This is a genomic window from Rhodococcus sp. PSBB066 (assembly GCF_017068255.1).
GTDB lineage: Bacteria > Actinomycetota > Actinomycetes > Mycobacteriales > Mycobacteriaceae > Rhodococcus > Rhodococcus aetherivorans.
On the sequence record NZ_CP070859.1, the window covers coordinates 3722941 to 3747145 of the forward strand.

The following is a 24205-nucleotide window of genomic DNA, read 5'->3' on the forward strand; positions in this document are numbered from 1 at the left end:
CCCCGCCGGATCCGTCTCCGTCACAGGGGGTTCCGCGGGCCGCTCCGGCACCGACGAGATCGGGCGCCGCATCCGGCGGAGGTACGGGGACGGCCGGACCGATGCCCGGGGCAACCGGACGTCGGCCCTCGGCCGAGCGGGCACGGCGTCGGCTGTGCTCCGCCACCGCCGCACGGGTACTAGGCTCGACCGCGTGACCCGACGCACCAAGATCGTTTGCACCATGGGCCCGGCCACGGCAGACCCCGAGGTCCTGAGGGAACTCGTCGACGCCGGGATGGACGTGGCCCGCCTCAACTTCAGCCACGGCGAACACGCCGATCACGAGGCCCACTACCGCCGCGTGCGGGAGGCCTCCGATACCAGCGGGCATGCCGTCGGCATCCTCGCCGACCTGCAGGGCCCGAAGATCCGCCTCGGCCGGTTCGCCGAGGGGCCGACGGTGTGGAATACCGGCGAGATCGTCCGGATCACCGTCGACGACGTCGAGGGAACCCACGACCGGGTCTCGACCACCTACAAGCAGCTCGCCGACGACGCGCGCCCGGGGGATCGCCTGCTCGTCGACGACGGCAAGGTCGGCTTGGTCGTCGAGCACGTCGAGGGCAGGGATGTGGTCTGCCGCGTCACCGAGGGTGGGCCGGTCAGCAACAACAAGGGCGTGTCCCTGCCGGGGATGAACATCTCGGTTCCGGCGCTGTCGGAGAAGGACATCGAGGATCTCGAGTTCGCCATGCGGCTCGGCGTGGACTTCGTCGCCTTGTCGTTCGTGCGCTCCCCGGCCGACATCGAGCTCGTGCACGAGGTGATGGATCGGGTGGGCCACCGCGTGCCGGTGATCGCCAAGCTCGAGAAGCCCGAGGCCATCGAGAATCTCGAGGCGGTCGTGCTGGCGTTCGATGCGGTGATGGTCGCCCGCGGTGACCTCGGCGTCGAGATGCCGCTCGAGGAGGTGCCGCTGGTGCAGAAGCGGGCGATCCAGATCGCCCGCGAGAACGCCAAGCCCGTCATCGTGGCCACGCAGATGCTCGAGTCGATGATCGAGAACTCCCGGCCGACCCGCGCCGAGGCCTCCGACGTCGCCAACGCGGTCCTCGACGGTGCGGACGCGGTGATGCTCTCCGGCGAGACGTCGGTGGGCAAGTACCCGGTCGAGACGGTGCGGACGATGGCCCGCATCATCGCGGCCGTGGAGTCCGATCCCACCCGGGTGCCGGCGCTGACCCACGTGCCGCGCACCAAGCGCGGGGTGATCTCCTACGCGGCGCGCGACATCGGCGAGCGGCTCGACGCCAAGGCGCTGGTGGCGTTCACCCAGTCCGGCGACACGGTGCGGCGCCTGGCGCGGCTGCACACCCGGCTGCCGCTGCTGGCGTTCACCCCGGTCCCGCACATCCGCAGCCAGCTGGCGCTGACATGGGGCACCGAGACCTTCTCCGTCGAGCCGGTCGACACGACCGACGTGATGGTGCAGCAGGTCGACGCGGCGCTGCTCTCGCTCGGCCGGTACCAGCGCGGCGACCTCGTGGTCATCGTGGCCGGGTCCCCGCCCGGCCGCTCCGGGTCGACCAACCTGATCCACGTGCACCGGATCGGGGAGAAGGACACCCATTGAGCCGTCGCACCGCGACCGATCTCGAGGTCCTCGTCGACCTGCTCGATCTCGAGCAGGTCGACGAGGACCTCTACCGGGGTGAGCACCCGATCCAGGTGGGCAGCCGCACCTTCGGCGGCCAGCTCGTCGCTCAGGCCCTGATCGCGGCCGGCCGCACGGTCGGGGACCGGCCGGTGCACGCGCTCAACGCCCACTTCATCCGCGGCGGCGACGTCAAGGCGCCGATCGAGTACCGGGTGGTCCGGCACCGCGACGGCCGGGATTTCGCGAACCGCATGGTCACCGCCTCCCAGAACGGCCAGGAGCTGTTCGTCATGCTCGCCGCCTTCCAGCGGTGGGGCAAAGGGCTCGAACATGCGGTGAGCGTTCCCGAGGTGCCCTACCCCGATGTGCTGCCGCCGCTCGGGGACCACCTGTCCGGGTTCGAGGATCACCTGCCGCACTTCGTCAACGCCCTCAAGCCGATCGACATGCGGTACGCCAACGACCCCGCCTGGATCCTCAAGGGCACCGGGGAACGTCTCTCGCACAACCGGGTGTGGATGCGCGCCGACGGCGCGCTGCCCGAGGATGCGCTCCTGCACGCCGCCACCCTGGCCTACAGCTCCGATACCACCGTGCTCGACTCGATCCTCACCACCCACGGGCTGTCCTGGGGGCTGGACCGGATCGTCGCCGCCACCGTCAACCACTCCATGTGGTTCCACCGGCCGGTCCGGTTCGACGAGTGGATTCTGTACGCCACCGAGTCCCCGGTCGCGGCGGGATCGCGCGGGCTGGCGACGGGCCGCTACTTCACCCTCGAGGGGGAACTCGTGGCGACGGTCGTGCAGGAGGGACTGATCCGTCATTTCCCGCGCCGCGGCTGACGTGGGCGACCGTGTCCGCGCCCCCGCCGGCCGCGGGGGCGCGGACACACGCGCCCTCGCCGTCACCGCCCGGTCCGCCGCCTGCCGCGCAGTCCCTCGTCCCGCGTGGGGCGCTTCTCATTCCTCCACCCGGCGACGGCGGCGGTCGAGTTCGTCGAGGATCAGCCCCAGTCCGTAGTCGAACTCGTCCGCGAACGAGTAGTCCTTTCCGATCACCAGTTCGCCGACCATTTCCGCCAGGTAGGGGTAGGCGTCGGCCGGCACGTCGATCTCCGAGGCGAACTCCTCGGCGCCGTCCGCCGACGCGAAGGGCAGTTTCAGTTCGGTGAGCACGAAGCCGTACACGTATGCGTCGATCACCGAGAAGGCGTGGGAAGCAAGGGCAACCGGGAAGCCGTTCGTGCGCAGGCAACCGAGCACGGCGTCGTGGTGCCGCAAGAGCGACGGACCGGGCGAACGGCGGGACTCGATCAAGGTCAGCGCCCAGGGATGCCGGGCGAGCACGTTCCGCGCCGAGGTCGCCCGGTGCAACATCGCAGGCCGCCACGGTTCGCCCGGTCCGGGCAGCACGATTCCCGCGAAGATCCAGTCCGCGAGCCCATCGAGCAGATCGTCCTTGTTGGCGACGTGGTGGTAGAGAGACATTGCCTCCACGCCGAGTTCCTTGCCGACGTTGCGCATGCTCACCGCGGTGAGGCCGCCGCGGTCGGCTACGCGAACCGCGGCCTCGATGATCCCGATGCGGCTCAGCCCCGGCCGTTCGTTCATGTCTCCCTCACGACTCTTGCGTACTTACAGGCGTAAGCCTAGTCTTCCCGGACAAGACTTACATCCGTAAGGGAGGGCTCATGAAGGCCGCAATCGTCGACAGGTACGGGCCACCGCACGTCGTCCGCGTCGCGGAGGTGCCCATTCCGGTCCCCCGGGACACGGAAGTCCTCGTCCGCGTCGTCGCCGCGGCCGTGACGGCCGCGGACTCGCGGATCCGCGCGGCCCGCTTCCCCCGCGGATTCGGCCCGTTCGCCCGGCTGATGTTCGGCGTGTTCCGGCCCAGGCGAAAGATCCTGGGCGGCACCTTCTCCGGTGTCGTCGAGTCGGTCGGCGCGAGGGCCGGCGGGTACACCCGTGGCGACGAAGTGTGCGGCATGACCGGACTCGCAATGGGGGCGCACGCGGAATACGTCACGGTCCCGGCGGAGCGGGTGGTTCGCAAACCGGCAGCGGTCACTCACCCGGATGCGGCGGCGCTGCTCTTCGGCGGGACCACCGCGTTGCACTTCCTGCGAGACAAGGCCTCACCGGGACGCGGCGATTCTGTGCTCGTGAACGGGGCGTCGGGCGCGATCGGAACCAACGCCGTTCAGCTGGCCAAGCATTTCGGCGCCACCGTCACGGCCGTCACCAGCACCGCCAACCTCGGCCTCGTCTCCGACCTCGGCGCCGACAAGGTCATCGACTACACGGTCACCGATGTGTCCGACCTGACCGACCGCTTCGACGTCGTACTCGACACTGTCGGCAACCTCACCCCCTCGTCCGGACGGAAGCTCCTCACCGACGGGGGCGTTCTGTTGCTTGCGGTGGCAAACCTATGGGAGACCATGCGCCCCGGCGCCGATGTCAAGACGGGTGCTGCGCCCGAGCGACCCGAGGACGTCGAGTTCCTCCTGGAGTTGTCGGCCGCCGGTCGGCTCGTCGCCGTCACCGACGACATCGGTGGTCTCGACCAGATCGTATCGGCCCACACGCGAGTGGACTCCGGCCACAAGGTCGGCAACATCATCGTCCGGCCCGCGGGGTGACGGCACCACGCCGAAGCCGAGGATTCTGTCGAGCGGGTGGCCCTGCGATGGCGGAAACTGGGCCGATGACGATGTTCACCCCGATCAACCCGGCCGATCTGGCCGGCGTCATCGCCGAACGCGCAGCCGGGCACCGCCGACGGGTGTGCGTCGGGATCTCTGCCGCCGACGCGGCCGCACCGCTGAACCTTGCGGAGGAGGTCGCCGCGCGCCTGCGCGTCGAGGGCCGGCCGGCGGCAGTGCTGTCGCTCCACGACTTCGTGCGCCCGGCCTCGCTCCGTTTCGAGCACGGACGCACCGATTACGAGAGCTACCGGACGAACTGGTTCGACTACGGCGCGCTCGACCGCGAAGTCGTTCGGGGACTTCACGAAAAGAAGCGATGGCTGCCGCGGTTGTGGGACGAGGCGGGGGACCGGTCGGCTCGTGCCCGCCGGGTGGACGCTCCCGACGGTCAGGTGCTCGTGGTCGCCGGCCCGATGTTGCTCGGTCGCGGACTCGCCTTCGACGTCGCGGTGCACCTGGCGATGTCGCGGGCCGCGTTGGGCCGGCTGACGCCCGACGAGGACCGCTGGACGATCCCGCCGCTGCTCGAGCACGACGCCGCCGCGGCCGCGGAGGCCGACATCGTCGTGCGGTACGACCATCCGGATCGCCCGGCGATGCACGCCGCCGGTGCGATCCGGTCCGGGAACGGGGACCGGCGATCCGGTCAGCGGCAATGAGCCGGTCGGCGGGTGGGTCCCGATCCCGGGCGGCGGGCGATCGCACGCACACCGGGCCCCGACGTCGAGCCTCGACCGGTCAACGAGCGCTACATCCTCGCCCCGGGGGCCCTGTGCGCGTCATGGGGCGCACGGGCGGTCACAGCTTGTAACCGATCGTGCGCAGCAGTGCCTTGCGGTCGGCGACGTCGGCGCTCGTCTCCGCGCCGAGGGGTGGGTTCCCGTCGATCACCCCGGCAATGCCTCGGCCGAGCTCCGTCTCGGCCACGATGATCTCGACGGCGTTGGCCGTGGCGCAGAAGATGCCGCATACCTCCGGTACCTGCTTCAGCGTGTTCAGGATGTTCACCGGATAGCCGTCCTCCACGAACACGAAGAACGAGTGGCCTGCGCCGACCGCCAGGGCGTTGCGCCTGGCCAATTCGACGAGCCGGTCGTCGTTGCCCGAGAAGCGCACGAGGCGAGGTCCGGAGGCTTCGCAGAACGCGACTCCGAACCGGAGGTGGGGACTCACCCCGGCCAGTGCTTCGTGCAGGTCCTCGACGGTCTTGATGAAGTGGGCCTGCCCGACGACGACGTTCATGTCGTCGGGCTTGTCGATCGCCACGATGTGCAGCTCCACGATCGCCTCCTCGGATGCCCTGCGGCTCGGCAGGCCAGCGTCGACAGACAGTCTGCCCCGCTGGGCAACCCGGGGGCAACGACGGGAGAACGGGAGAGGACCGGAGCGGATCTGCCGAACCGGCTGGGGTGCGGCGCTGGCAGGGCCGGATCCGGGATCGGACCGGCTCGGGTTCTCGGCACGCAACATCCCGGATGGTGTTCTCGCCCAGCCGGTCCCGCACCGCGTCAGCGACCGACGCCGGCGCGGACTTCGGCTGGTGGGGCTGCCCGAAGCCGAAGCCTGCGTCGACGGGGTCCTCGGCAGGATCGCCGTCACCGTGAGTCACACCGGCATGCACCGCTGCGCGCGCCGGCAACGCGGGACGGTCGAAGGCCCGGAGGGCTCCCCGTCGTGTCCGTGCGGGTCCGCGGCAGCACCCGCACGCCCGTGCGGCGGATGCCCGAGGGACCAATGCCCCTATGCCGGCCGTTCCGGGCGGCGCATGATCGGCTCGACGCGATCTGCACCGGAGGGAGCGGCCGTGACGACCAGCAGCGACGCGGTGATCCGCAAGACGGCCGACGACCTGCGGGTCCCGCCGAACCTGTCGGACTACGAGGCCACCTGTGCCCGGTTCACGTGGGACGAGGCGGCGGCGCAGGTGCCGGGCCCCCCGGGCGGGGGGTGCAACATCGCCTGGTCGGCGGTCGACCGGCACGCCGACGGCCCGCTGCGGGACCGTCCCGCCCTCCGGTTCCTCGGTGCCGGTGACGCGACGGGCCGTATCGACGTCACGGAGTTGTCGTACGGCGACCTCGCAGACCGCGTCCGCCGCTTCACCCGCGTCCTGCGCGACCTCGGAATCGGCAAGGGCGACCGGCTGTTCGTGTTCTCCGGCCGGATCCCCGAGCTGTACATCGCCGTCCTCGGTGCCCTGCGCAACGGCACGGTCGTCACCCCGCTGTTCTCGGCCTTCGGTCCCGAACCCCTGCTCACCCGCCTCGAACTCGGCTCCGCACAGGTATTGGTGACCACGGAGGCGCTGTACCACCGGCGCGTCGCGGGGGTGCGCGACCGGGTGCCGACCCTCGAGCACGTGCTGCTCGTCGGCGACGACGACGCCGCCACCGACGTTCCCGGCACCCTCGACCTACGGGCCCTGCTCGACGCCGCCGAGCCGGTCGCCGATCCCACACCCACCACCGCCGGCGACCCGTCGTTGCTGCACTTCACGAGCGGCACCACCGGCACCCCCAAGGGGGCGCTGCACGTGCACGGCGCCGTCGTCACCCACTACGCCACCGGCCGCTACGCCCTCGACCTGCATCCCGACGACATCTACTGGTGCACCGCCGATCCCGGCTGGGTGACGGGCACGTCGTACGGCATCGTCGCGCCGCTGCTGCACGGCGTCACCTCGATCGTCGACGAAGCCGAGTTCGACGCCGAACGGTGGTACCGGATCCTGCAGGACCAGCAGATCAGCGTGTGGTACACCGCCCCCACCGCCATCCGGATGCTCATGCGCGCCGGACCCGAGGTCGCGGGACGCTACCGGTTCCCGAACCTGCGGTTCGTCGCCAGCGTCGGCGAGCCGTTGGCACCCGACGCCGTGTGGTGGGGCACCGAGGTGCTGGGGCTGCCCATCCACGACAACTGGTGGCAGACCGAGACCGGCGGCATCATGATCGCCAACACGCCGGCGTTCGACATCAAGCCCGGATCGATGGGCCGGCCCCTGCCCGGCGTCGACGCCCGGATCGTCCGCCGCGACGAGGACGGCACGGTGCACGAGGTCACCGCCGCCGACACCGAGGGTGAACTGGCGCTGCGGGCGGGCTGGCCGTCGATGTTCCGTGGCTACCTGAACCAGGACGAGCGCTACCGCAAGTGCTTCGCCGGCGATCTCTACCTCACCGGGGACCTCGCGCGCCGCGACGCCGACGGGTACTTCTGGTTCGTCGGCCGCGCCGACGACGTGATCAAGTCCGCCGGCCATCTCATCGGACCGTTCGAGGTCGAGAGCGCGCTCGCCGAACACCCGGCCGTCCTCGAAGCCGCCGTGATCGGTGTGCCGGACGAGATCCTCGGCGAACGGGTGAAGGCGTTCGTCGTCCTCGAGCGCGGCGTCGAACCCGACGACGCGTTGCGCCGCAAGCTGATCGGGCACGCCCGCGTCCGGCTCGGTGCGGCCGTCGCCCCCAAGGAACTCACGTTCGTCGACTCGCTGCCGCACACCCGCAGCGGCAAGACCCTGCGCCGGCTGCTCAAGGCCCGCGAACTCGGCCTCGCGGAAGGCGACACGTCGACGCTCGAGACCCCGGAGGTGGCCGGATGACCAGCGACACCGAGCAGGCCGGCGGGGGCGCCGCCGGATTCCCCTACGACCGCGACTTCGCGCTCGCGCTGCTGGCCGACATGCTGCGCATCCGCCGGATGGAGGAGAAGGCCGCCGAACTCTACGGCGCCGGCAAGATCCGCGGATTCCTGCACCTGTACGTGGGGGAGGAGGCCGTGGCGGTCGGCGCGCTGCACGCGCTCGACCCGGGCGACACGGTCGTAGGCACCTACCGTGAGCACGGGCACGCCCTGATCCACGGGCTGTCCATGAACGCGATCATGGCGGAGATGTTCGGCAAGCAGGAAGGCTGCTCCCGCGGGCGCGGCGGCTCGATGCACCTGTTCGACGCCGCGACCCGCTTCTACGGCGGCAACGCGATCGTCGGCGGGGGCCTGCCGCTGGCGGTGGGCCTCGCGCTGGCCGACAAGATGCAGAAGATCCCGCGGGTCACCGCGTGCTTCTTCGGTGAGGGGGCGATGGCGGAGGGCGCGTTCCACGAGGCGCTCAACCTCGCGGCCCTGTGGCAGCTGCCGGTGCTGTTCTGCTGCGAGAACAACCTGTACGCCATGGGCACCGCCCTGGCCCGGTCCGAGTCGCAGACCGACCTGTGCGCCAAGGCCGCCGCGTTCGGGGTGCCCACACTCCGGACGGACGGGATGGACGTGCTCGCCGTCCACGAGACGGCCCGGGCCGGGGTCTCTCACGTCCGCAGCACGGGCGGACCGATGTTCCTCGAGTTCCAGACCTACCGATTCCGTGCCCACTCGATGTTCGACCCCGAGCTCTACCGCGACAAGACCGAGGTCGAACGGTGGAAGGAACGCGGCCCCATCCACACGTTCTCGGCGCGGCTGAAGGCGCTGACTCTGCTCACCGAGGAACAGTTCCGGCAGCTCGACGCCCAGGCCGTGGCCGAGGTCGACGACGCCGTCGCCTTCGCCGAGGCCGGCACCTGGGAGCCGGAGTCCGACCTGCTCCGCGACGTGACCACACCGGCCGGGGAGGCATCGTGAAACTCAGCTACCGCGAGGCCCTGCGCGCCGCGCTGCACGACGCCCTGAGCACCGATCCGCGGGTGTTCCTCATGGGCGAGGACATCGGGCGATACGGCGGCACGTACGCCGTGACCAAGGGCCTGCTCGACGAGTTCGGACCCGAACGCATCCGCGACACCCCGCTGTCCGAGCTGGGCTTCGTCGGTGCGGGCATCGGTGCGGCACTCGGCGGGATGCGGCCGATCGTCGAGATCATGACCGTCAACTTCAGCCTGCTGGCCCTCGATCAGATCGTGAACACCGCCGCCGCACTGCGCCACATGTCCGGCGGCCAGTTCTCCGTGCCGATCGTGATCCGCATGGCCACCGGCGCCGGGCGGCAGCTGGCCGCGCAGCATTCGCACAGCCTCGAGGCGTGGTACGCGCACATCCCCGGCATCCGGGTGCTGGCCCCGGCGACCGTGCGGGACGCCCGCGGCATGCTCGCCCCCGCTCTCGCGGACCCGGACCCGGTCGTCGTGTTCGAGCACGCACTGCTCTACAACACCACCGCCGACATCGACCCCGACGAACCGGTCGACATCGACAGCGCGCGGGTGCTCCGGCCGGGCGGCGACGTGACCCTCGTCGCCTACGGCGGCACCGTCGGCAAGTCCCTCGTCGCGGCGGAAACCCTGGCGGGCAGCGGAATCGAGGCCGAGGTCGTCGACCTGCGGGTGCTGCGCCCGCTGGACACGGCCACCGTCGTGGACTCCGTCCGTCGCACCCACCGGGTGGTGGTCGTCGACGAGGGCTGGCGCAGCGTCGGCCTCTCCGCAGAGGTGACCGCCCGGATCGCCGAGGAGGCGTTCTACGACCTCGACGCACCCGTGGCGCGGGTGTGCAGCGAGGAGGTGCCGGTGCCCTACGCCCGGCACCTGGAGCAGGCGGCCATTCCCCAGCCGGAGAAGATCGTCGCCGCCGTGCAGGCCCTGATGGGCGAGAGCTGAGGAGGCGACGTGTTCGAGTTCACCCTGCCGTCCCTCGGCGCCGACATGGACGAGGGCACCCTGACCGAATGGCGCGTCGCGCCCGGTGACACGGTCGAGCGCGGCCAGGTGATCGCCTCGGTGGACACCGCCAAGGCCGAGGTGGAGGTCGAGATCTGGCGGGACGGGGTCGTCCACCGGTTGGTCGCGGAACCGGGTGTCACGCTGCCGGTCGGCGCGGTGATGGCAACCCTGCTCGAGCCCGGGGAGGACGCTCCGCCCGTCGCCGAGGCCCCGGCGGCCGCGGCCCCGGTGGTGGCCCCCGTCGCCGCGGCCGGCGGCGCCGCCCCCGTCACCGAGGCGCCGCCGGCGCCCGCTCCGGCCGCCCCGGCCGCGCGGCGGCGGGTCTCGCCGGCCGCCCGCCGGCAGGCCCGGCAGCTGGGCGTGGACCTCGACACCGTGACCGGCACCGGACCCTGGGAGTCGGTGACGATCGAGGACGTCGATCGGGCGGCGGCTCGTGCGGGCGCCGCGCCGGCGCCGGCGCCACCTGCCGCCGCGGCGGCACCGGCCAGGGCCCCGATCGACAAGGCCGCCGAGATGCGCCGCGCCATCGCGTCCGCGATGGGACGTTCCAAGCGGGAGATTCCGCACTACTACCTGTCGGAACAGATCCCGCTCGCGCGGGCCCTCGACTGGCTCACCGAGTACAACGCGCAACGCCCGGTCACCGAGCGCGTCCTGCTTGCGGCGCTGCTGCTCAAGGCGGTCGCCCTGGCCACCCGCCGGTACCCCGAAATGAGCGGATTCTGGACCGACGGCGAGTTCCACCCGGCCCCGGCCGCGCACGTGGGGGTGGCGGTCTCCCTGCGCCAGGGCGGGCTGATCGCCCCGGCGATCCACGACGTCGCCGACCTCGCCCTGCCCCAGCTCATGGCGGCCCTCGCCGACCTCGTCAAGCGCGCCCGGGCGGGCTCGCTGCGCAGCTCGGAGATGTCCGACCCCACCGTCACCGTGACCAACCTGGGGGAGGAAAGCGTGGACTCGGTGTACGGGGTGATCTACCCGCCGCAGGTCGCACTGGTCGGTTTCGGCAAGCCGACCCGGCGCCCGTGGGTCGACGGCGACGCGGTGCGGCCCGTCCCGGTGGTCACCGCGACCCTCGCCGCGGACCACCGGGTCAGCGACGGCCGGCGCGGCGCCCTGTTCCTGGCCGAGATCGCCGAACTGCTCCAGCACCCGGAACGACTGTGAGGTGAGATCGTGACCACCGACGAGACCAATACCGGCGAGACCGCCCGTGCCGACATCCGCGCCGCCGTCGTCGCCGCGATCGCCGACGTCGCCCCCGAGATCGAGGACATCGAACTGGCGGGGGACCGGCCGCTGCGCCAGCAGGTCGACCTCGACTCGATGGACTGGCTGAACGTGCTGATCGGACTGCGTTCGTCGCTCGGGGTGGACATCCCCGAGGCGGACTACGCGCACCTGAGCACCCTCGACGGCCTGGTCGGATACCTGGCGCAGCGCCTCGGGCGGTGAGGTCACACGAGATGACCCGAGAACTGTGCCCGGCCGGTCTCACCGGGTGCATTCTGTGAGAAGAACGACCGACGGGGATGCAGTCGTGGACGGGGACATGGCCGGGAACGATCCACTGTGTGGACGAGTCGGGGAGATCGTCGTGGCGCTGCGCAGGCTGTCCGCCGCGCTCGACGAGGGCGACGAGTTGCCCGAGCTGCTGCACCTGCTCGTCGGCAACGTCGTGAAGATCGTGCCCGAGACCGGCATGGCGGGGGTGACGGTCCTGCGGGGCGGCCGCCCCGAGACGGAGGCCTGCAGCAATCCGCTGCTCTACGAACTCGACCACGCCCAGTACCTCGCCGGCGCCGGTCCGGGCCTCGACGCCGTGCGGACCGGCCAGGTGGTGCGCGCGGACCGCGCCGAGATGCGGCGACGCTGGCCGGCGTTCGCCGAGCGCGCGGAACGGTTCGGGACGGCGAGTTCGCTGGCCGCGCCGCTGCGGATCGACGACGAGACGGCCGGATCGTTCAACCTCTACAGCGAACACGACCACGGGTTCGATTCTCTGGACGAGACGCTGGTGGAGGTGTTCACGACGGCCGTGGAGACCGCACTGCGGCAGGCCCGTCGCTGTGCCCGGGCCCGGGCGGAGATCACGCAACTCGATCGGGCCCTGCGCTCGCGTCCGACCATCGACCACGCCGTCGGGATCGTCATGGCCGCGCGCGGTCTGACCGCCGAGGAGGCCTTCGCCGTGCTGGTGCGCCAGTCCCAGCACGAGAACGTCAAGCTGCGCGACGTCGCTGCCCGACTGGTCGCCCAGCTCACCCCCGCCGGAACCGACCCGCGGCCGGGGCCGATGACCCGGGACCGGTGACCGTTCCTATCGGCAGCACGCACGGCCCGTCGCCGTCCCACGAAAATCCTCGCGGGCAAGGTTTCACGAACGCCCACGGAGGTATCTCTCCGGCAGCCGCAGCCACTCCGCTCCGGTCACCTGTTCGAACGAAAGGAGCCGGCCATGGCCGAGCACGCAGGACGAACTATGACCCGGACACCGGTGCAGACAGCGGCCCTCGCTGTCGGTGTGGTGTTCCTCCTCGTCGGCATTCTCGGGTTCGTTCCCGGAATCACGACCAACTACGACACCATGACGTTCGCCGGGCACGAGTCCGGGGCGCTGCTGCTCGGGATCTTCGAGGTCTCCATCCTCCACAACATCGTGCATCTGCTCTTCGGTGTGGCAGGCGTCGCGATGGCCCGCACAGTCGGTGCCGCTCGGTCCTACCTCATCGGCGGCGGCATCATCTACCTGGTGCTGTGGCTCTACGGACTGGTGGTCGACAAGGACAGCTCGGCGAACTTCGTGCCGGTCAACTCCGCCGACGACTGGCTGCACTTCGTGCTCGGGGCCGCCATGATCGCCCTCGGCTTCCTGCTCACCCGCCGGACCACGACGCACCGCACCGTGCCCGGCACCCGCTGACAGCCACCCACCGACCCGTCGCCGGTCCTCGCCGCCAGGAGCGAGGACCGGCGACGTTCGTGTGCACCCGCGAATCGTTCCGTCCTGCGGGCACGGCCCGGCCGGGCTCGACCGCACGGCGAGCCCGGCCGAGCCGTGGTCACCTCCGTGGCCCGCTCCTGCGACGCTGGACCACCACGTAGACGACCACCCCGACGAGAATGAGAATGCCCAGAACCTCCATGACCGTCGGATACCCGCAGAACCCGTGACGAAGCAGCGGTCCGGTGCCCGGCGCACCCCGGCCACCGGCTCCGCCGCGGGGGCAGCCCCACGATCGGTCGCGGAATCGGCGTCGCGCACCCCGGGGCGGGGTCCACAATCTCTCGCATGGACCGCGCGATCGCGCGGGAGACGGGAGCGGCGACGGATGGAATGGGGAAGTGTGCTCGTCGACAGCGTCTGGTGGACGCTGAAGGCGTATGTGATCACAACGGTGGTGTTCGTCGTCGTGGTGGCGCTGCTCGCGCGAACGACCCACTGGGGACGGCAGTGGTGGCGCATCGCGTGGCCCTACTTCGATCCGCGTCGGGGCCTCGGCCCGCTCGGACTCGTGGCCCTGGTTCTGCTGTTCACCGTCTTCGCGGTGCGGATGAACGTGCTGTTCTCGTACTGGTACAACGACTTCTACACCGCGATCCAGGACCTCGACGAGGCCGCGTTCTGGCGGTTCATGCGGGTCTTCGCCGTGCTCGCCATCATCCACGTGGCGCGCAGCCTGGTCGCGTACCTGCTCGGTCAGACCCTCGACATCCACTGGCGCACCCAGTTGAACAACCGGCTCGTCGACACCTGGCTCGACACCGGGGCGTTCTACCGGGACCGGTTCGTGGACAAGCCGGTGGACAACCCCGACCAGCGCATCCAGGTCGACGTCACCGATTTCGTCACCACCACCCGCGTCCTGTCGATGGGGGCGGTCACCGCGGTGCTGTCCATCGTCAGCTTCACCGGCATCCTGTGGGACCTGTCGGGCCCGATCACCGTGTTCGGCACCGAGATCCCCCGCGGAATGGTGTTCCTGGTCTACATCTACGTGCTGGTCACCACCGCGGTGGCGTTCTGGATCGGCCGGCCGCTGATCCGGCTGAACTTCCTCAACGAGAAGCTCGGCGCCACCTACCGCTACGCCCTGGTCCGCGTCCGCGAGTACGGCGAGAACATCGCCTTCTACCACGGCGAGAACGTCGAGCGGGGTGGCCTGCTGGGCCGATTCGCCGCGGTGATCCGCAACTGGTGGCGCATCGTGTTCCGGATCCTGAAGTTCGACGGCTTCAACCTGACCGTCAACCAGATCGCGGTGATCTTCCCGTTTCTCATCCAGGGGCCGCGGCTGTTCGCCGGTCAGGTCACCCTCGGTGACGTGATGCAGACCGGCAACGCCTTCGGTCAGGTCCACGAATCGCTGTCCTTCTTCCGCGAGTCCTACGACGACTTCGCCGCGTTCCGGGCGACCACCATCCGTCTCAACGGCCTGGTCGACGCCACCGACCAGTCCGCGAAGCTGCCCGTCCTCGTCGCGACCGAGCAGGGTGACACCCTCGACCTGCGCGGTCTCGACGTGCGGACCCCGGCCGGCCGGCCGCTCGTGACCGGCCTCGACATCCACGTGTCCCCCGGCGAGGCGCTGCTCGTCCGCGGCGCGTCCGGCAGCGGCAAGACGACACTGCTGCGCTCCCTCGCCGGGCTCTGGCCGTACGCCCACGGTCGGATCGCGCGTCCGGACGGCGACGCGCTGTTCCTGTCCCAGGACCCGTATGTGCCGCTCGGGACGCTGCGCGAAGCGCTGTCGTATCCTCGTCCGCCCGTACGGGACGAGGCGGAACTCGGCGAGGTGCTCGAACGCGTGCACCTCGGGCACCTGAGGGAACGCCTCGACGACGACACCGACTGGGCGCGCGTGCTGTCCCCCGGGGAGCAGCAGCGCCTCGGGTTCGCGCGGGTGCTGCTGGCCCGGCCGCGGACCGTGTTCCTCGACGAGGCCACCGCCGCCGTCGACGAGGGACTCGAGCACGCGCTCTATCGCACCGTGCGCGAGGCGCTGCCGGACAGCGTCATCGTCAGCGTCGGGCACCGCAGCACCCTCGACAGCTTCCACGACCGGGTGCTCGAACTGCAGGGGGAGGGTCGCTGGACGGTCACCGAGAGCGTCCGCTGAACTCCACGCGAGGTCACCGGGCGAATCACCCCGAGACGTGTCCACCGCCCGACGGCGGAACTACGCTGAAAGCGCGGTGACCTCGATGCCGGCGACTGCCGGCGGGCATGTCCGAGGGTCGGCACCCGGTGTCCGGTCCCGAGCCGGGATGCTCGTGCGGCAGCCGAGGAGGACACCATGCACCACAGCACTTCCTACCGGCGGCGTCCGCGCGGTTCGGTCGCCACCCTCGTGGCCCTTCCCGGATCCGCCCTGCGGGCCGGCGTGCGGGTGGCGGCCGCCGGTGCCGGCGTCGCCCTCGACACCGCGATCGTCGGCGCCGCCACGGCGGCCGGCGTGGGGGCGGCCCTGCTGCGCGCACCCGTCACCGCGGCCGCGGCTCCCGCCCCCGCGGCCGTTGTCCAGCTCGTCGCGGACGTCGCCCGGGAGGCGGCCGGCGGGCGCCCCGCCCGGCGCTGCGCAGCGAACGGTGCCCGAACGTGGATCGAGGTCCGCGGCCTCGACGGCCCGGACGGGGAGGCGCTCGGCGACCGGGTGCTCGCAGCGATCCGAGACACACCGGGCGTGGCCACAGCCGAACTGCACCGCCCCTGGTGCCGTCTCGTGGTGTCCACGGACCCGGCCGGACCGACGGCCGGCACGCTCCGGCGCGTCGTCGAACACGCCGAGGCGGAGGGCGCCGCAACCGCACCCCGCGGTGTTCCGCACGAGCTGCCGGGCGACGACGTCCTGCTCGTCCGGCGGGGCGTGTCCGCGGCGACCGCCGGCACCGGACTGGCGCTGACCGCGGCGGGGCGCTACCTGCGCCTGCCGCGCCTGCACGGCGGCGCAGCCGCTCCGGTCCTCGTGTCGGACTACCACCCGCGGATCCGCGCTCTCGTCGAGTCCGCGCTCGGCCCCGGCAGGGCCGACCTGCTGCTGGCCGCCGGGACCTCCGTGCTGCACACCCTGACCCTCTCGCCTGCCTCCTCCGCCGTGGAGGCCGCCACCCGGACCGTCCTCGTGGGCGAGACATTGGCGATGCGGCGCGCCTGGCGCGACTTCGAACCGGACCTCGCCCCCCACGCGGCCACGGCCCGCTGCCCGCGCCGGCCGGTCCGTCCCACCGAACCCCCGGCCGGTCCGGTCGAGCGCTACACCGACCGCGCCGGCTGGGCCGGCCTCGCCGGCGCGGCGGCGGCCGGGCTCCTGACCGGCCGACCCACCACCGCCGGTTCCGCGGCGCTCGTCGCCGTCCCCAAGGCCACCCGCACCGCGCGGGAATCCTTCGCCGCCACCCTCGCGCGCGGGCTCGCCGCCCGCGGCGTGCTGACCCTGCGACCGGCCGTGCTGCGCCGCCTCGACCGGGTCGACGCGATCGTCGTCGACCCCCGCGCCCTGTACACCCCCGGGCTCGCGGTGACGCGCCTGAACGGCGTGCCCGACCGCGACCGCAGCGTGGTGTGGGACCGGGCGCGGACGGCGGTCGAACGCGGCGTCCTCACCCCCGGCTGGCACCCCGTCTCCGCCGTGCCGGACGTGCCCGGGCACCTTCCCGCCGACGCGCGGGTGCTGATCGGTCCCGTCCACGACCGCTACGCGTCCGCCGTGCTCGCCGCCGCCCGGCGCGCCGGGATCGTCGTGGTCTCCGTCGAGGACGAGGGGGCGGGCTCCCTGCGGAACGGATTCGATCGCCTCGAACCTCTCGTCGAGTCGATGGACGCCGCACTGCTCGGCATCGTCGAGAGGTTGCAGCGCGGCGGCGGCACCGTCGTGGTCCTCACCGCCGAGGCGGCGCAGGCCCTCGCCCTGGCCGACGTGGGCATCGGTGTCCTGCGCGATGGCAGCCGGCCGCCCTGGCCGGCGGACCTGATGGTCCGCGACCTCACCGGTGCGTGGCGGATCCTGCACGCGCTCCCGGCCGCCCGGACCGCGAGCCGGCGCGGCGTGGAGATCGCCCGCGACGCCTCCGCCCTCGGAGCGCTGCTCATGTTGCCCGGTGTGCCGGGCACCGGTCCGGAATCGGTCACCGCCGGTGCCGCGGCCGGGCTGTGGGCCGGAACGTCGGCGGCCCGCACCGCGCTCGCCGCGCCGCTGCCGCCGCCGCGTTCGGCCCACGACTGGCATGCGCTGTCGGTGGCCGAGGTGTGCGCGCTCCTCCCCGCGCCGTCGCCGGACGAGTTGTTCTTGCCCGCGGAGGATTCCGGCTGGCGGGTGCGGACCCGCACGCGGGCGGTGCGGGTGGTGCGGCGGGTCGGCACCCGCCCGGTCGGCTCCGCCGTCGACTTCACCCGTGCGGTACGCACCGAGCTGTCCGACCCGCTGACCCCCGTCCTCGCCACCGGCTCCGCGGCGAGTGCGGTGCTCGGTTCGCCGCTCGACGCCGTGCTCGTGGGATCGGTGTTGCTGCTCAACGCCGCGATCTCGGCCGCCCAGCGCCTGCGTGCCGAGCGACTTCTGAAAAGGCTTCTGGCGGTGCAGGATCCGCCCGCGCGCCGCGTCGCCGGACCACGCGGCGGCAGGCGATACGTCGGAGTCCCCGCGGCCCGGCTGCGTCCCGGGCACGTCGTCGAGGTCCGTCCCGGCGAGGTCGTGCCCGCGGACGGGCGCATCCTCCACGCCGACGGGGTCGAGGTCGACGAGTCGGCACTGACCGGGGAGTCGCTCCCGGTCGTCAAGCAGAGCGACTCGACGCCGGGGGCCCCGCTGGCCGAACGCGCCTGCATGCTCTACGCGGGCACCACCGTGCTCACCGGCACCGCGGTGACGGTCGTGACGGCGGTGGGCGGGGCCACCGAGACCCGTCGCGCCACCGCGATGGCGCCCGCGCGGGTCCGGGAGGTGGGCCTGCAGGCACGGCTGAGCACCCTCACCCGCCGGGCGCTGCCCGTCAGCCTCGGCGGCGGCGTCCTCGTCGCCGCGCTGGGCCTGCTCCGCGGCACCGGGGTCCGCGCGGCGGTGACCAGCGGGGTCGCGGTCACCGTCGCGGCCGTGCCGGAAGGGCTGACGCTCGTGGCCACCCTCGCGCAGGTCGCGTCCGCCCGCCGGCTCACCAAGCGCTCGACCCTCGTGCGGGCGCCCCGCTCGATCGAGGCCCTCAGCCGGGTCGACGTCGTCTGCTTCGACAAGACGGGCACACTCAGCGAGAACCGCCTGCGGGTCGCGGCGGTCGAACCCGCCCCCGGCTTCACCCGGGAGGACGTGCTGGCCTGCGCCGCCCGCACCGGCATTCCGGCAAACGGGGGACCACCCGAGCACGCCACCGACGTCGCGATCGTCGAGTCCGCGCACGCCGCCGCCGTCGCGGACCGGGCCGCCGAACGGACGGCCCACCTGCCGTTCCGGTCCGGCCGGGCCTACGCGGCTGCGATCGCCGGAAACCACCTCGCGGTCAAGGGTGCGCCGGAGATGATGCTCGGCGCCTACGGCGACGACCATCCCGACGTCCGCGAGCGGGTGCACGCCCTGGCCGCCGACGGACTGCGGGTCATCGCCGTGGGACAGCGCGACCTGACCGATGCCGAAACCGCTGGGGCGGCAGACGATCCCGACGCCCTCGCGGAGCTGTCCGGAAACGGGCTGCGGCACGTCGGCCTCATCGGGCTGTCCGACACACCGCGGGCCGACGCGGCCGGACTGCTGCCCGCGCTGCTCGAGCAGGGCGTCGCCGTCCGGCTCGTCACCGGCGACCATCCGGTGACCGCCGTCGCGATCGCCGGCGAACTGGGCCTGCCCGTCACGGCGGATCAGGTGCTCAGCGGTGCCGAATGGGACGGACTCTCGCACACCGAACGGGAACGAGCCGTGGAGGAGCGCCTCGTCTTCGCCCGGATGTCCCCCGAGCACAAGGTGCAGATCGTGCAGGCCCTCGAGCACACCGGACACGTGTGCGCCATGGTCGGTGACGGCGCCAACGACGCCGCCGCGATCCGGGCCGCGAGCGTCGGCATCGGCGTGGCCTCCCGCGGCAGCGACCCCGCGCGCGGCGCGGCCGACGTCGTGCTGCTCGAGGGCCGCGTCGCGGGCCTGCTCGACGCGCTCGACGAGGGCCGCGTGCTGTGGCAGCGAGTCCAGGCCGCCGTGTCGGTCCTGCTCGGCGGCAACGCGGGCGAGGTCGCCTTCGCGCTGCTCGGTAGCCTGATCACCGGCCGCTCGCCGCTCAATGCCCGCCAGCTGCTGCTGGTGAACATGCTCACCGACGCGCTGCCCGCGGCGGCCCTCGCCGTCAGCACCCCCCGCACCGACGGCTCCGGCCCCGCGCCCCGGCCCGACGAGTCCGTGCTGCTGCACGCCATGGCCGCCCGCGGCGCCACGACCGCGGCCGCGGCCACCGCGGCGTGGGCGATGGCCAGGGTCACGGGCTCGAACCCGCGCGCGTCGACCGTGGCGCTCGTCGCGCTCGTCGGCGCTCAGCTCGGGCAGACACTGCTCGAGTCCCGCAGCCCCCTCGTCGTCGCCACCGTCCTCGGCTCGCTCGCCGCCATGGCCGTGCTGATCAGCACGCCGGGGGTCAGCGGGCTGCTGGGCTGCGTGCCGGTCGGTCCGGTCGGATGGACGCAGGCACTCGGGTGCGCTGTGGCGGCCACCGTGGCCGCCGCCGTCGCACCGACCGCCGCGCTCCGGCTGCCGGCGATCGGGGAGGTGGTGACATCGGTGCTCGAGTCCCGGGATGCCGGTGGCGCTTCCGGGAAAACGTCGGCGCCGACCGCTCGGCTCTCGCCGACATCGGGACTACAGTAGGGGCGAGTCCGACCGTCACGGCCGCCGTGCCCCGGGAACGACGGCTCCTCGAGGCGCCGAGCTCGCCGCAGACCCCCGCGCCACCGTCCCGCCGAGACCCCGCGCACGCTGGCGACCGAAAGCAGAGCAGGACGTGCCATGCAGCTACTGGACACCACCGGCCACCTGGTCACCCGCACCGCGTACGCCACCACCAGCGCCGCGGGAGCCGTCGGCGGCGCCGCTGTCGGCGGGCTCGTCGGCAGCGTGCGCGGTGCACTCGACGGCGCCCGCTCCGGTGTGAGCAGCGGCTCCGGCTCCACCCCGGCGGCGGCGCTGACCCTCGCGGCGCTCGGGCTCTCCGGGCTCGTGGAATGGCCGGTCGTCGTCGCCGTCGGCGGAGGCGCGCTCGCCGTCCGGCTCCTCGCGCCCCGCCCCCACCCGGCGCGTCCCGGTGCGACCGCCGCCGCCCCCGGGGCGGTCACCGCACCCGCACCGACGGCGCAGCCGGCACGGAAGACTCCCCCCGTGGCGACGAGCTAGTTCGGCCGGTGGTGTCAGTCGTCGACCACGACCACCACGCCGGCGCGCATCAACACGGCGTACAGCTCGCACAGCGGGGGAGTGAGCAGCCGGACCACGGCGCCGACCACCGCATCCGGGCCCACGGCGGCCATCGGGTTCGACATGCCCCCGACGGTAGGGACGTCAGGTGAACCGAAGTTGACGAGCGAGGAAAGAATGGCCGACGAACAGTCCTTCTGGGAATCCCACCGAACGATGGCGCGGCTCGCCCGCGACGCCGAACGCTTCGCCGTGCACCTGCCCCTCGTCGGCCGAGTCGGGATCCCACGGCCCGACCAGCTCGCCTACTTCGCCGGGCTGGCGGCGCTGGTGGCGCTGGATCTGATCGAGTGGCCGGTGGCGGTGGCCATCGCCGCGGGCCAGGTGGTGGTCACCGAGCACAACCACCGCGGTGCCGCGGCCGCGACGCACCGCCCCGGGACGCCGACCGCCGCCGGCGCAGGCACGGCGACGACGTCCGCGGAGGCGACGACCTGACTCGTCACGGGGTGCACACGAGCGTGAATCCCGCGCCGATGCCGCCCCGGGCGTCCAGGTCCGCGATGATCCGGTCGGCCCGCTGGTACACCGCGAAGCGCACGTCGTTCGGCCGGTATCCGACTGCGAGGCCGAGCCACTCGTGGGTGTCGGTGCGGGCCAGCGGGCCGCCGGAGTCGCCCTGCTGCATCACGAGCCACGAGTTGACCGAGTTCGGGTTCACCAGCACGTCGCGGGTGCCGGCGACGTCCAGCGCGTCGACGAGCGGGGCGGGCCCGCACGCGATCCCGGTCGTGTGCCCGGCCGCGCAGTGCCTGCCGATGTCCTGATCGCCGTCCGGCAGCGAGCCGATCGACTCGAGCACCACGACCTCGCCGTCGGCGTCCGGCGCCGAGGTGTTCGAGCCGCGTACCCTCGTCTCGTCGAGCTGGAGCACCGCATAGTCCGGCACCGCGTCGGTCGGTATTCCGAGCCAGTCCACCGACCCGGGGCTGTGGACGGAGGTCTCGGTGCCGACAGGCCCGCGGCTCTGCTCGCCGGCCTTCCACACGGCGGCCGAGCCGGTCTGCCGGCAGTGGCCGGCGGTGATGGCGACGAGCCGCCCTGCGCGGTCGTGGCCGACCGCGGCGACCGAGCACCAACCCGGCGCGGGATCGGCGGCGGTGAAGGTGATGCCGTCGCCCGGGCGCAGCACGATCCGATCGTCCGGCACGTGCGCGGCCGCACCCGGAGCCGGGGCGAGCAGCGCAGCCGCGCAGGCCGCCACGACGGGAAGGGCGCGTCCCATGCCTTCTCCGATCTCGATCCGCGTTCCGCAGGGCCCGGGAACGGTCGGCGGTGGTCCCGACCGGAACACCGGCCGGCGCAACCGAAATCGGCACCTTACCAGCGGTCCCGGACGTCGGCGCGGCGCACCGGTCGAGAGGGCGACGGGGTGGGGGGCCCGCGGGTCGCTCGGGGCGCCGCTCCGATGAGGCGGCGCACTGTGGGTGCCCCCGGTCAGACTCGAACTGACACTGTACGGGTTTTGAATCCGTTTCCTCTGCCAATTGGGATACGGGGGCGTCGTGCGGAGACCACTGTAGAAGATCGGTAACTGCCGTCGACCACCGGTACCCTTCTAACGTTCCACCCCCTCCGCGGGGGCCGCCCGAGCGACAGGAGATGGCCGACGATGACAGCCGCCCCGCACGAGAATCCCGCTCAGCCGCGGCGCGTCGTAGTGGCCGAGGACGAGGCGCTGATCAGGCTCGATCTGGTGGAGATGCTCCGCGAGGAAGGCTACGAGGTCGTCGGTGAGGCCGGCGACGGGCAGCGGGCGGTCGAGCTGGCGGAGGAGCTGAAGCCCGACCTGGTCATCATGGACGTGAAGATGCCCCGGCGCGACGGCATCGACGCCGCCTCGGAAATCGCCGCCCGCCGCATCGCGCCTGTGGTCATCCTCACGGCGTTCAGTCAGCGCGAACTTGTCGAACGTGCCCGGGACGCCGGCGCCATGGCGTATCTCGTCAAGCCGTTCTCCAAGTCCGATCTCGTTCCGGCCATCGAAGTGGCGGCGAGCCGGTTCGCGGAGATCCGTGAACTCGAGCGCGAGGTGGCGGGGCTGACCGAGCGGTTCGAGACCCGCAAGCTCGTCGACCGAGCCAAGGGCCTGCTCATGGACAAGCATGCGATGACGGAGCCGGAGGCGTTCCGCTGGATCCAGCGGGCGGCAATGGATCGGCGCACCACGATGAAGCACGTCGCCGAGGTGGTCATCGAGACGCTGGGTGGTGCCGCGGCGGGATGACGGAGCTCCCCGTCACACCGGCGTTAATTCTTCGATAACGGTCGCGTCACAAGGATTTCGCCCGGGTTCACGGACGGCGCGGGACGGATAGGTTTCTGGCCACGTCCCGGTGACGCATCCGGGACGGTGTGCATGCCGATCGAAGGAGAGTTGGATGGCCAGACGGACCTTCGTCCGCGCCGCTGCGGTGTTCGGAGCAGCGTCTCTCGCCCTCGCGGGTTGTAGCTCGGACAGCGACGATTCCGCCGCGGGCGGTTCCGGTGACAGCGCGGCGTCCGCGACGACCGTGACCACCGACTGCGAACCCGCGCAGGCGACCGCCGGTGCCACGCCGGTGACGACCCCGCTGAAGATCGGCACCCTGCTTCCCGAGACCGGCAGCCTCGCCTTCCTCGGGCCCCCGGAGGTGGCGGCGGTGCGGCTCGCGGTGGACGACGTGAACGCCGCCGGCGGTGTGCTGAGCCAGCCGGTGGAGCTGATCACCGGCGACTCGGGCGACACCACGACCGACACCGCGAACTCCACGGTGGACCGGGAACTCGCGGCGGGAACGCAGGTGATCGTGGGGGCGGCCTCGTCGTCGGTGTCGCTGAAGGTGCTCGACAAGATCGCCAGCGCCGGGGTGGTGATGTTCTCGCCGGCGAACACCTCCGACCAGTTCGTCTGCTATCCCGACAAGGGGCTGTACTTCCGCACCGCCCCCACCGACGTGCTGCAGGCGCAGGCCCTGGCGCAGCTGATCTCGGACGACGGTGCCCAGCGGGTGTCGATCATCGCGCTCAACGACCCGTACGGCACCGGCCTGGCCACCAACACCCAGAACAACCTCGTCGAGGCCGGCGTGCCGGAGGACCAGGTCCAGAAGATCATCTACGACCCCAACGCGCAGTCGTTCAACGCCGAGGTCGACCAGATCAAGAACTTCGGCCCCGACGCCGTGGCGATCATCGGGTTCGAGGAGTCCGCGAAGATCCTCACCCGCATGCACGAGGTGGGTATCGGGCCGTCCGACGGCATGCTCGTCTACGGCGTGGACGGAAACATGGGCAACGCCCTCGGTGAGGCCGTCGCGCCCGGGCTGGTCGACACGATGCGCGGCACCACTCCGCTCACGGACGTCGGCCCGGACTTCCAGAATCGGCTCAAGGCCATCGATCCCGCGCTGATCGACTTCAACTATGCCGGCGAATCGTACGACGCCGTGGTGATCTCGGCGCTCGCCGCGGAACAGGCCGGCTCCACCGCCGGGGTGGACATCGCCGCGAACATCAACAGCGTCACCAAGGACGGCACGACGTGCACCAGCTACCAGCAGTGCCTGGATCTGCTGCGCGGGGGCCAGGACATCGACTACGACGGTGTCACCGGCCGGCTCAACTTCACCGACGCCGGCGAGCCCGGCATCGGGTCCTACGGGCACCTGGTGTTCGGGCCGGACAACAGGCTCACCACCGAGGACTACATCGTGGTCGGTGAGTAGCGAGGGCCCCGCGGACGGGGCCGGGAACCGATCGGTTCCCGGCCCCGTCC

General features: G+C 72.1%; 21 protein-coding genes and 1 tRNA gene. 17 read left to right on the forward strand and 5 right to left on the reverse strand.

Translation table 11 applies throughout. The features are described from left to right. The first annotated feature begins 193 nt into the window (after nucleotides 1-193). Nucleotides 194-1615, forward strand: coding sequence for a pyruvate kinase (gene pyk / locus JYA75_RS17000; protein WP_006947055.1), 1422 nt, complete (start codon nucleotides 194-196; stop codon nucleotides 1613-1615). Further along, entirely contained in the window at nucleotides 1612-2484 is an 873-nt protein-coding gene (locus tag JYA75_RS17005; protein ID WP_029544036.1) for an acyl-CoA thioesterase II, read from the forward strand. The genes pyk and JYA75_RS17005 overlap by 4 nt, the downstream gene beginning before the upstream one ends. 117 nt (nucleotides 2485-2601) lie before the next feature. On the opposite strand, the gene JYA75_RS17010 is transcribed toward JYA75_RS17005, so the two are convergent. Beyond that, a complete protein-coding gene (locus tag JYA75_RS17010; protein ID WP_029544034.1) occupies nucleotides 2602-3252 on the reverse strand; it encodes a TetR/AcrR family transcriptional regulator in 651 nt (216 codons plus the stop codon). A gap of 80 nt (nucleotides 3253-3332) precedes the next feature. On the opposite strand from JYA75_RS17010, the gene JYA75_RS17015 reads away from it, so the two are divergent. Together JYA75_RS17015 and JYA75_RS17020 are read left to right on the forward strand one after the other, a co-directional pair. Further along, entirely contained in the window at nucleotides 3333-4286 is a 954-nt protein-coding gene (locus tag JYA75_RS17015) for an NAD(P)-dependent alcohol dehydrogenase (RefSeq protein ID WP_029544032.1), read from the forward strand. Between the two features lie 65 nt (nucleotides 4287-4351). After that, entirely contained in the window at nucleotides 4352-5011 is a 660-nt protein-coding gene (locus JYA75_RS17020; RefSeq protein WP_185712777.1) for a uridine kinase, read from the forward strand. Between the two features lie 139 nt (nucleotides 5012-5150). On the opposite strand, the gene JYA75_RS17025 is transcribed toward JYA75_RS17020, so the two are convergent. After that, on the reverse strand, nucleotides 5151-5633 hold the full coding sequence (locus JYA75_RS17025; RefSeq protein ID WP_185712776.1) for an adenosine-specific kinase: 483 nt from the start codon (nucleotides 5631-5633) through the stop codon (nucleotides 5151-5153). Between the two features lie 484 nt (nucleotides 5634-6117). Here JYA75_RS17025 and acsA point away from each other — a divergent pair, with 484 nt between their 5' ends. From acsA to JYA75_RS17075, 10 genes are all read left to right on the forward strand, one after another. Further along, complete coding sequence (acsA, locus tag JYA75_RS17030; RefSeq protein WP_051359192.1) at nucleotides 6118-7953, forward strand: acetate--CoA ligase; 1836 nt, start codon at nucleotides 6118-6120, stop codon at nucleotides 7951-7953. Continuing rightward, entirely contained in the window at nucleotides 7950-8969 is a 1020-nt protein-coding gene (pdhA, locus tag JYA75_RS17035) for a pyruvate dehydrogenase (acetyl-transferring) E1 component subunit alpha (protein WP_029544024.1), read from the forward strand. Before acsA ends, pdhA begins: the two co-directional genes overlap by 4 nt. Continuing rightward, on the forward strand, nucleotides 8966-9940 hold the full coding sequence (locus tag JYA75_RS17040) for a pyruvate dehydrogenase complex E1 component subunit beta (protein WP_029544022.1): 975 nt from the start codon (nucleotides 8966-8968) through the stop codon (nucleotides 9938-9940). The genes pdhA and JYA75_RS17040 overlap by 4 nt, the downstream gene beginning before the upstream one ends. Nucleotides 9941-9949: 9 nt before the next feature. Continuing rightward, a complete protein-coding gene (locus tag JYA75_RS17045) occupies nucleotides 9950-11173 on the forward strand; it encodes a dihydrolipoamide acetyltransferase family protein (RefSeq protein ID WP_161995610.1) in 1224 nt (407 codons plus the stop codon). Between the two features lie 9 nt (nucleotides 11174-11182). Further along, nucleotides 11183-11461, forward strand: a complete 279-nt coding sequence (locus JYA75_RS17050; protein WP_006946663.1) for a phosphopantetheine-binding protein — start codon at nucleotides 11183-11185, stop codon at nucleotides 11459-11461. Between the two features lie 97 nt (nucleotides 11462-11558). Next, nucleotides 11559-12320 carry a GAF and ANTAR domain-containing protein gene (locus tag JYA75_RS17055; protein ID WP_065923456.1) on the forward strand — a complete coding sequence of 254 codons (762 nt, stop codon included), beginning with the start codon at nucleotides 11559-11561 and terminating at the stop codon, nucleotides 12318-12320. Between the two features lie 168 nt (nucleotides 12321-12488). After that, complete coding sequence (locus tag JYA75_RS17060; RefSeq protein ID WP_050035322.1) at nucleotides 12489-12929, forward strand: DUF4383 domain-containing protein; 441 nt, start codon at nucleotides 12489-12491, stop codon at nucleotides 12927-12929. Between the two features lie 409 nt (nucleotides 12930-13338). Next, nucleotides 13339-15126 carry an ABC transporter ATP-binding protein/permease gene (locus JYA75_RS17065; protein ID WP_203329208.1) on the forward strand — a complete coding sequence of 596 codons (1788 nt, stop codon included), beginning with the start codon at nucleotides 13339-13341 and terminating at the stop codon, nucleotides 15124-15126. 177 nt (nucleotides 15127-15303) lie between these two features. Further along, entirely contained in the window at nucleotides 15304-19845 is a 4542-nt protein-coding gene (locus JYA75_RS17070; protein ID WP_239010461.1) for a cation-translocating P-type ATPase, read from the forward strand. Nucleotides 19846-19983: 138 nt separating this feature from the next. Continuing rightward, nucleotides 19984-20367, forward strand: coding sequence for a hypothetical protein (locus tag JYA75_RS17075; RefSeq protein WP_203329209.1), 384 nt, complete (start codon nucleotides 19984-19986; stop codon nucleotides 20365-20367). 14 nt (nucleotides 20368-20381) lie between these two features. On the opposite strand, the gene JYA75_RS29120 is transcribed toward JYA75_RS17075, so the two are convergent. Beyond that, a complete protein-coding gene (locus JYA75_RS29120; RefSeq protein WP_256997108.1) occupies nucleotides 20382-20513 on the reverse strand; it encodes a hypothetical protein in 132 nt (43 codons plus the stop codon). A 52-nt stretch (nucleotides 20514-20565) separates the two neighbouring features. Here JYA75_RS29120 and JYA75_RS17080 point away from each other — a divergent pair, with 52 nt between their 5' ends. Continuing rightward, the gene (locus JYA75_RS17080; protein WP_065922516.1) at nucleotides 20566-20886 is read left to right on the forward strand and encodes a hypothetical protein; all 321 of its coding nucleotides are present in this window, start codon (nucleotides 20566-20568) and stop codon (nucleotides 20884-20886) included. Nucleotides 20887-20890: 4 nt separating this feature from the next. Here the strand turns inward: JYA75_RS17080 and JYA75_RS17085 are convergent, their stop codons facing one another. Next, nucleotides 20891-21673, reverse strand: coding sequence for a serine protease (locus JYA75_RS17085; RefSeq protein WP_203329210.1), 783 nt, complete (start codon nucleotides 21671-21673; stop codon nucleotides 20891-20893). A gap of 203 nt (nucleotides 21674-21876) precedes the next feature. Then, nucleotides 21877-21950: transfer RNA gene (locus tag JYA75_RS17090), tRNA-Leu, on the reverse strand. Between the two features lie 110 nt (nucleotides 21951-22060). Between JYA75_RS17090 and JYA75_RS17095 the strand changes: the two genes are divergently transcribed. Further along, nucleotides 22061-22675 carry a response regulator gene (locus tag JYA75_RS17095; protein WP_006941125.1) on the forward strand — a complete coding sequence of 205 codons (615 nt, stop codon included), beginning with the start codon at nucleotides 22061-22063 and terminating at the stop codon, nucleotides 22673-22675. A 154-nt stretch (nucleotides 22676-22829) separates the two neighbouring features. Further along, nucleotides 22830-24155, forward strand: coding sequence for an ABC transporter substrate-binding protein (locus JYA75_RS17100; RefSeq protein ID WP_029544011.1), 1326 nt, complete (start codon nucleotides 22830-22832; stop codon nucleotides 24153-24155). Nucleotides 24156-24205 lie beyond the last annotated feature (50 nt).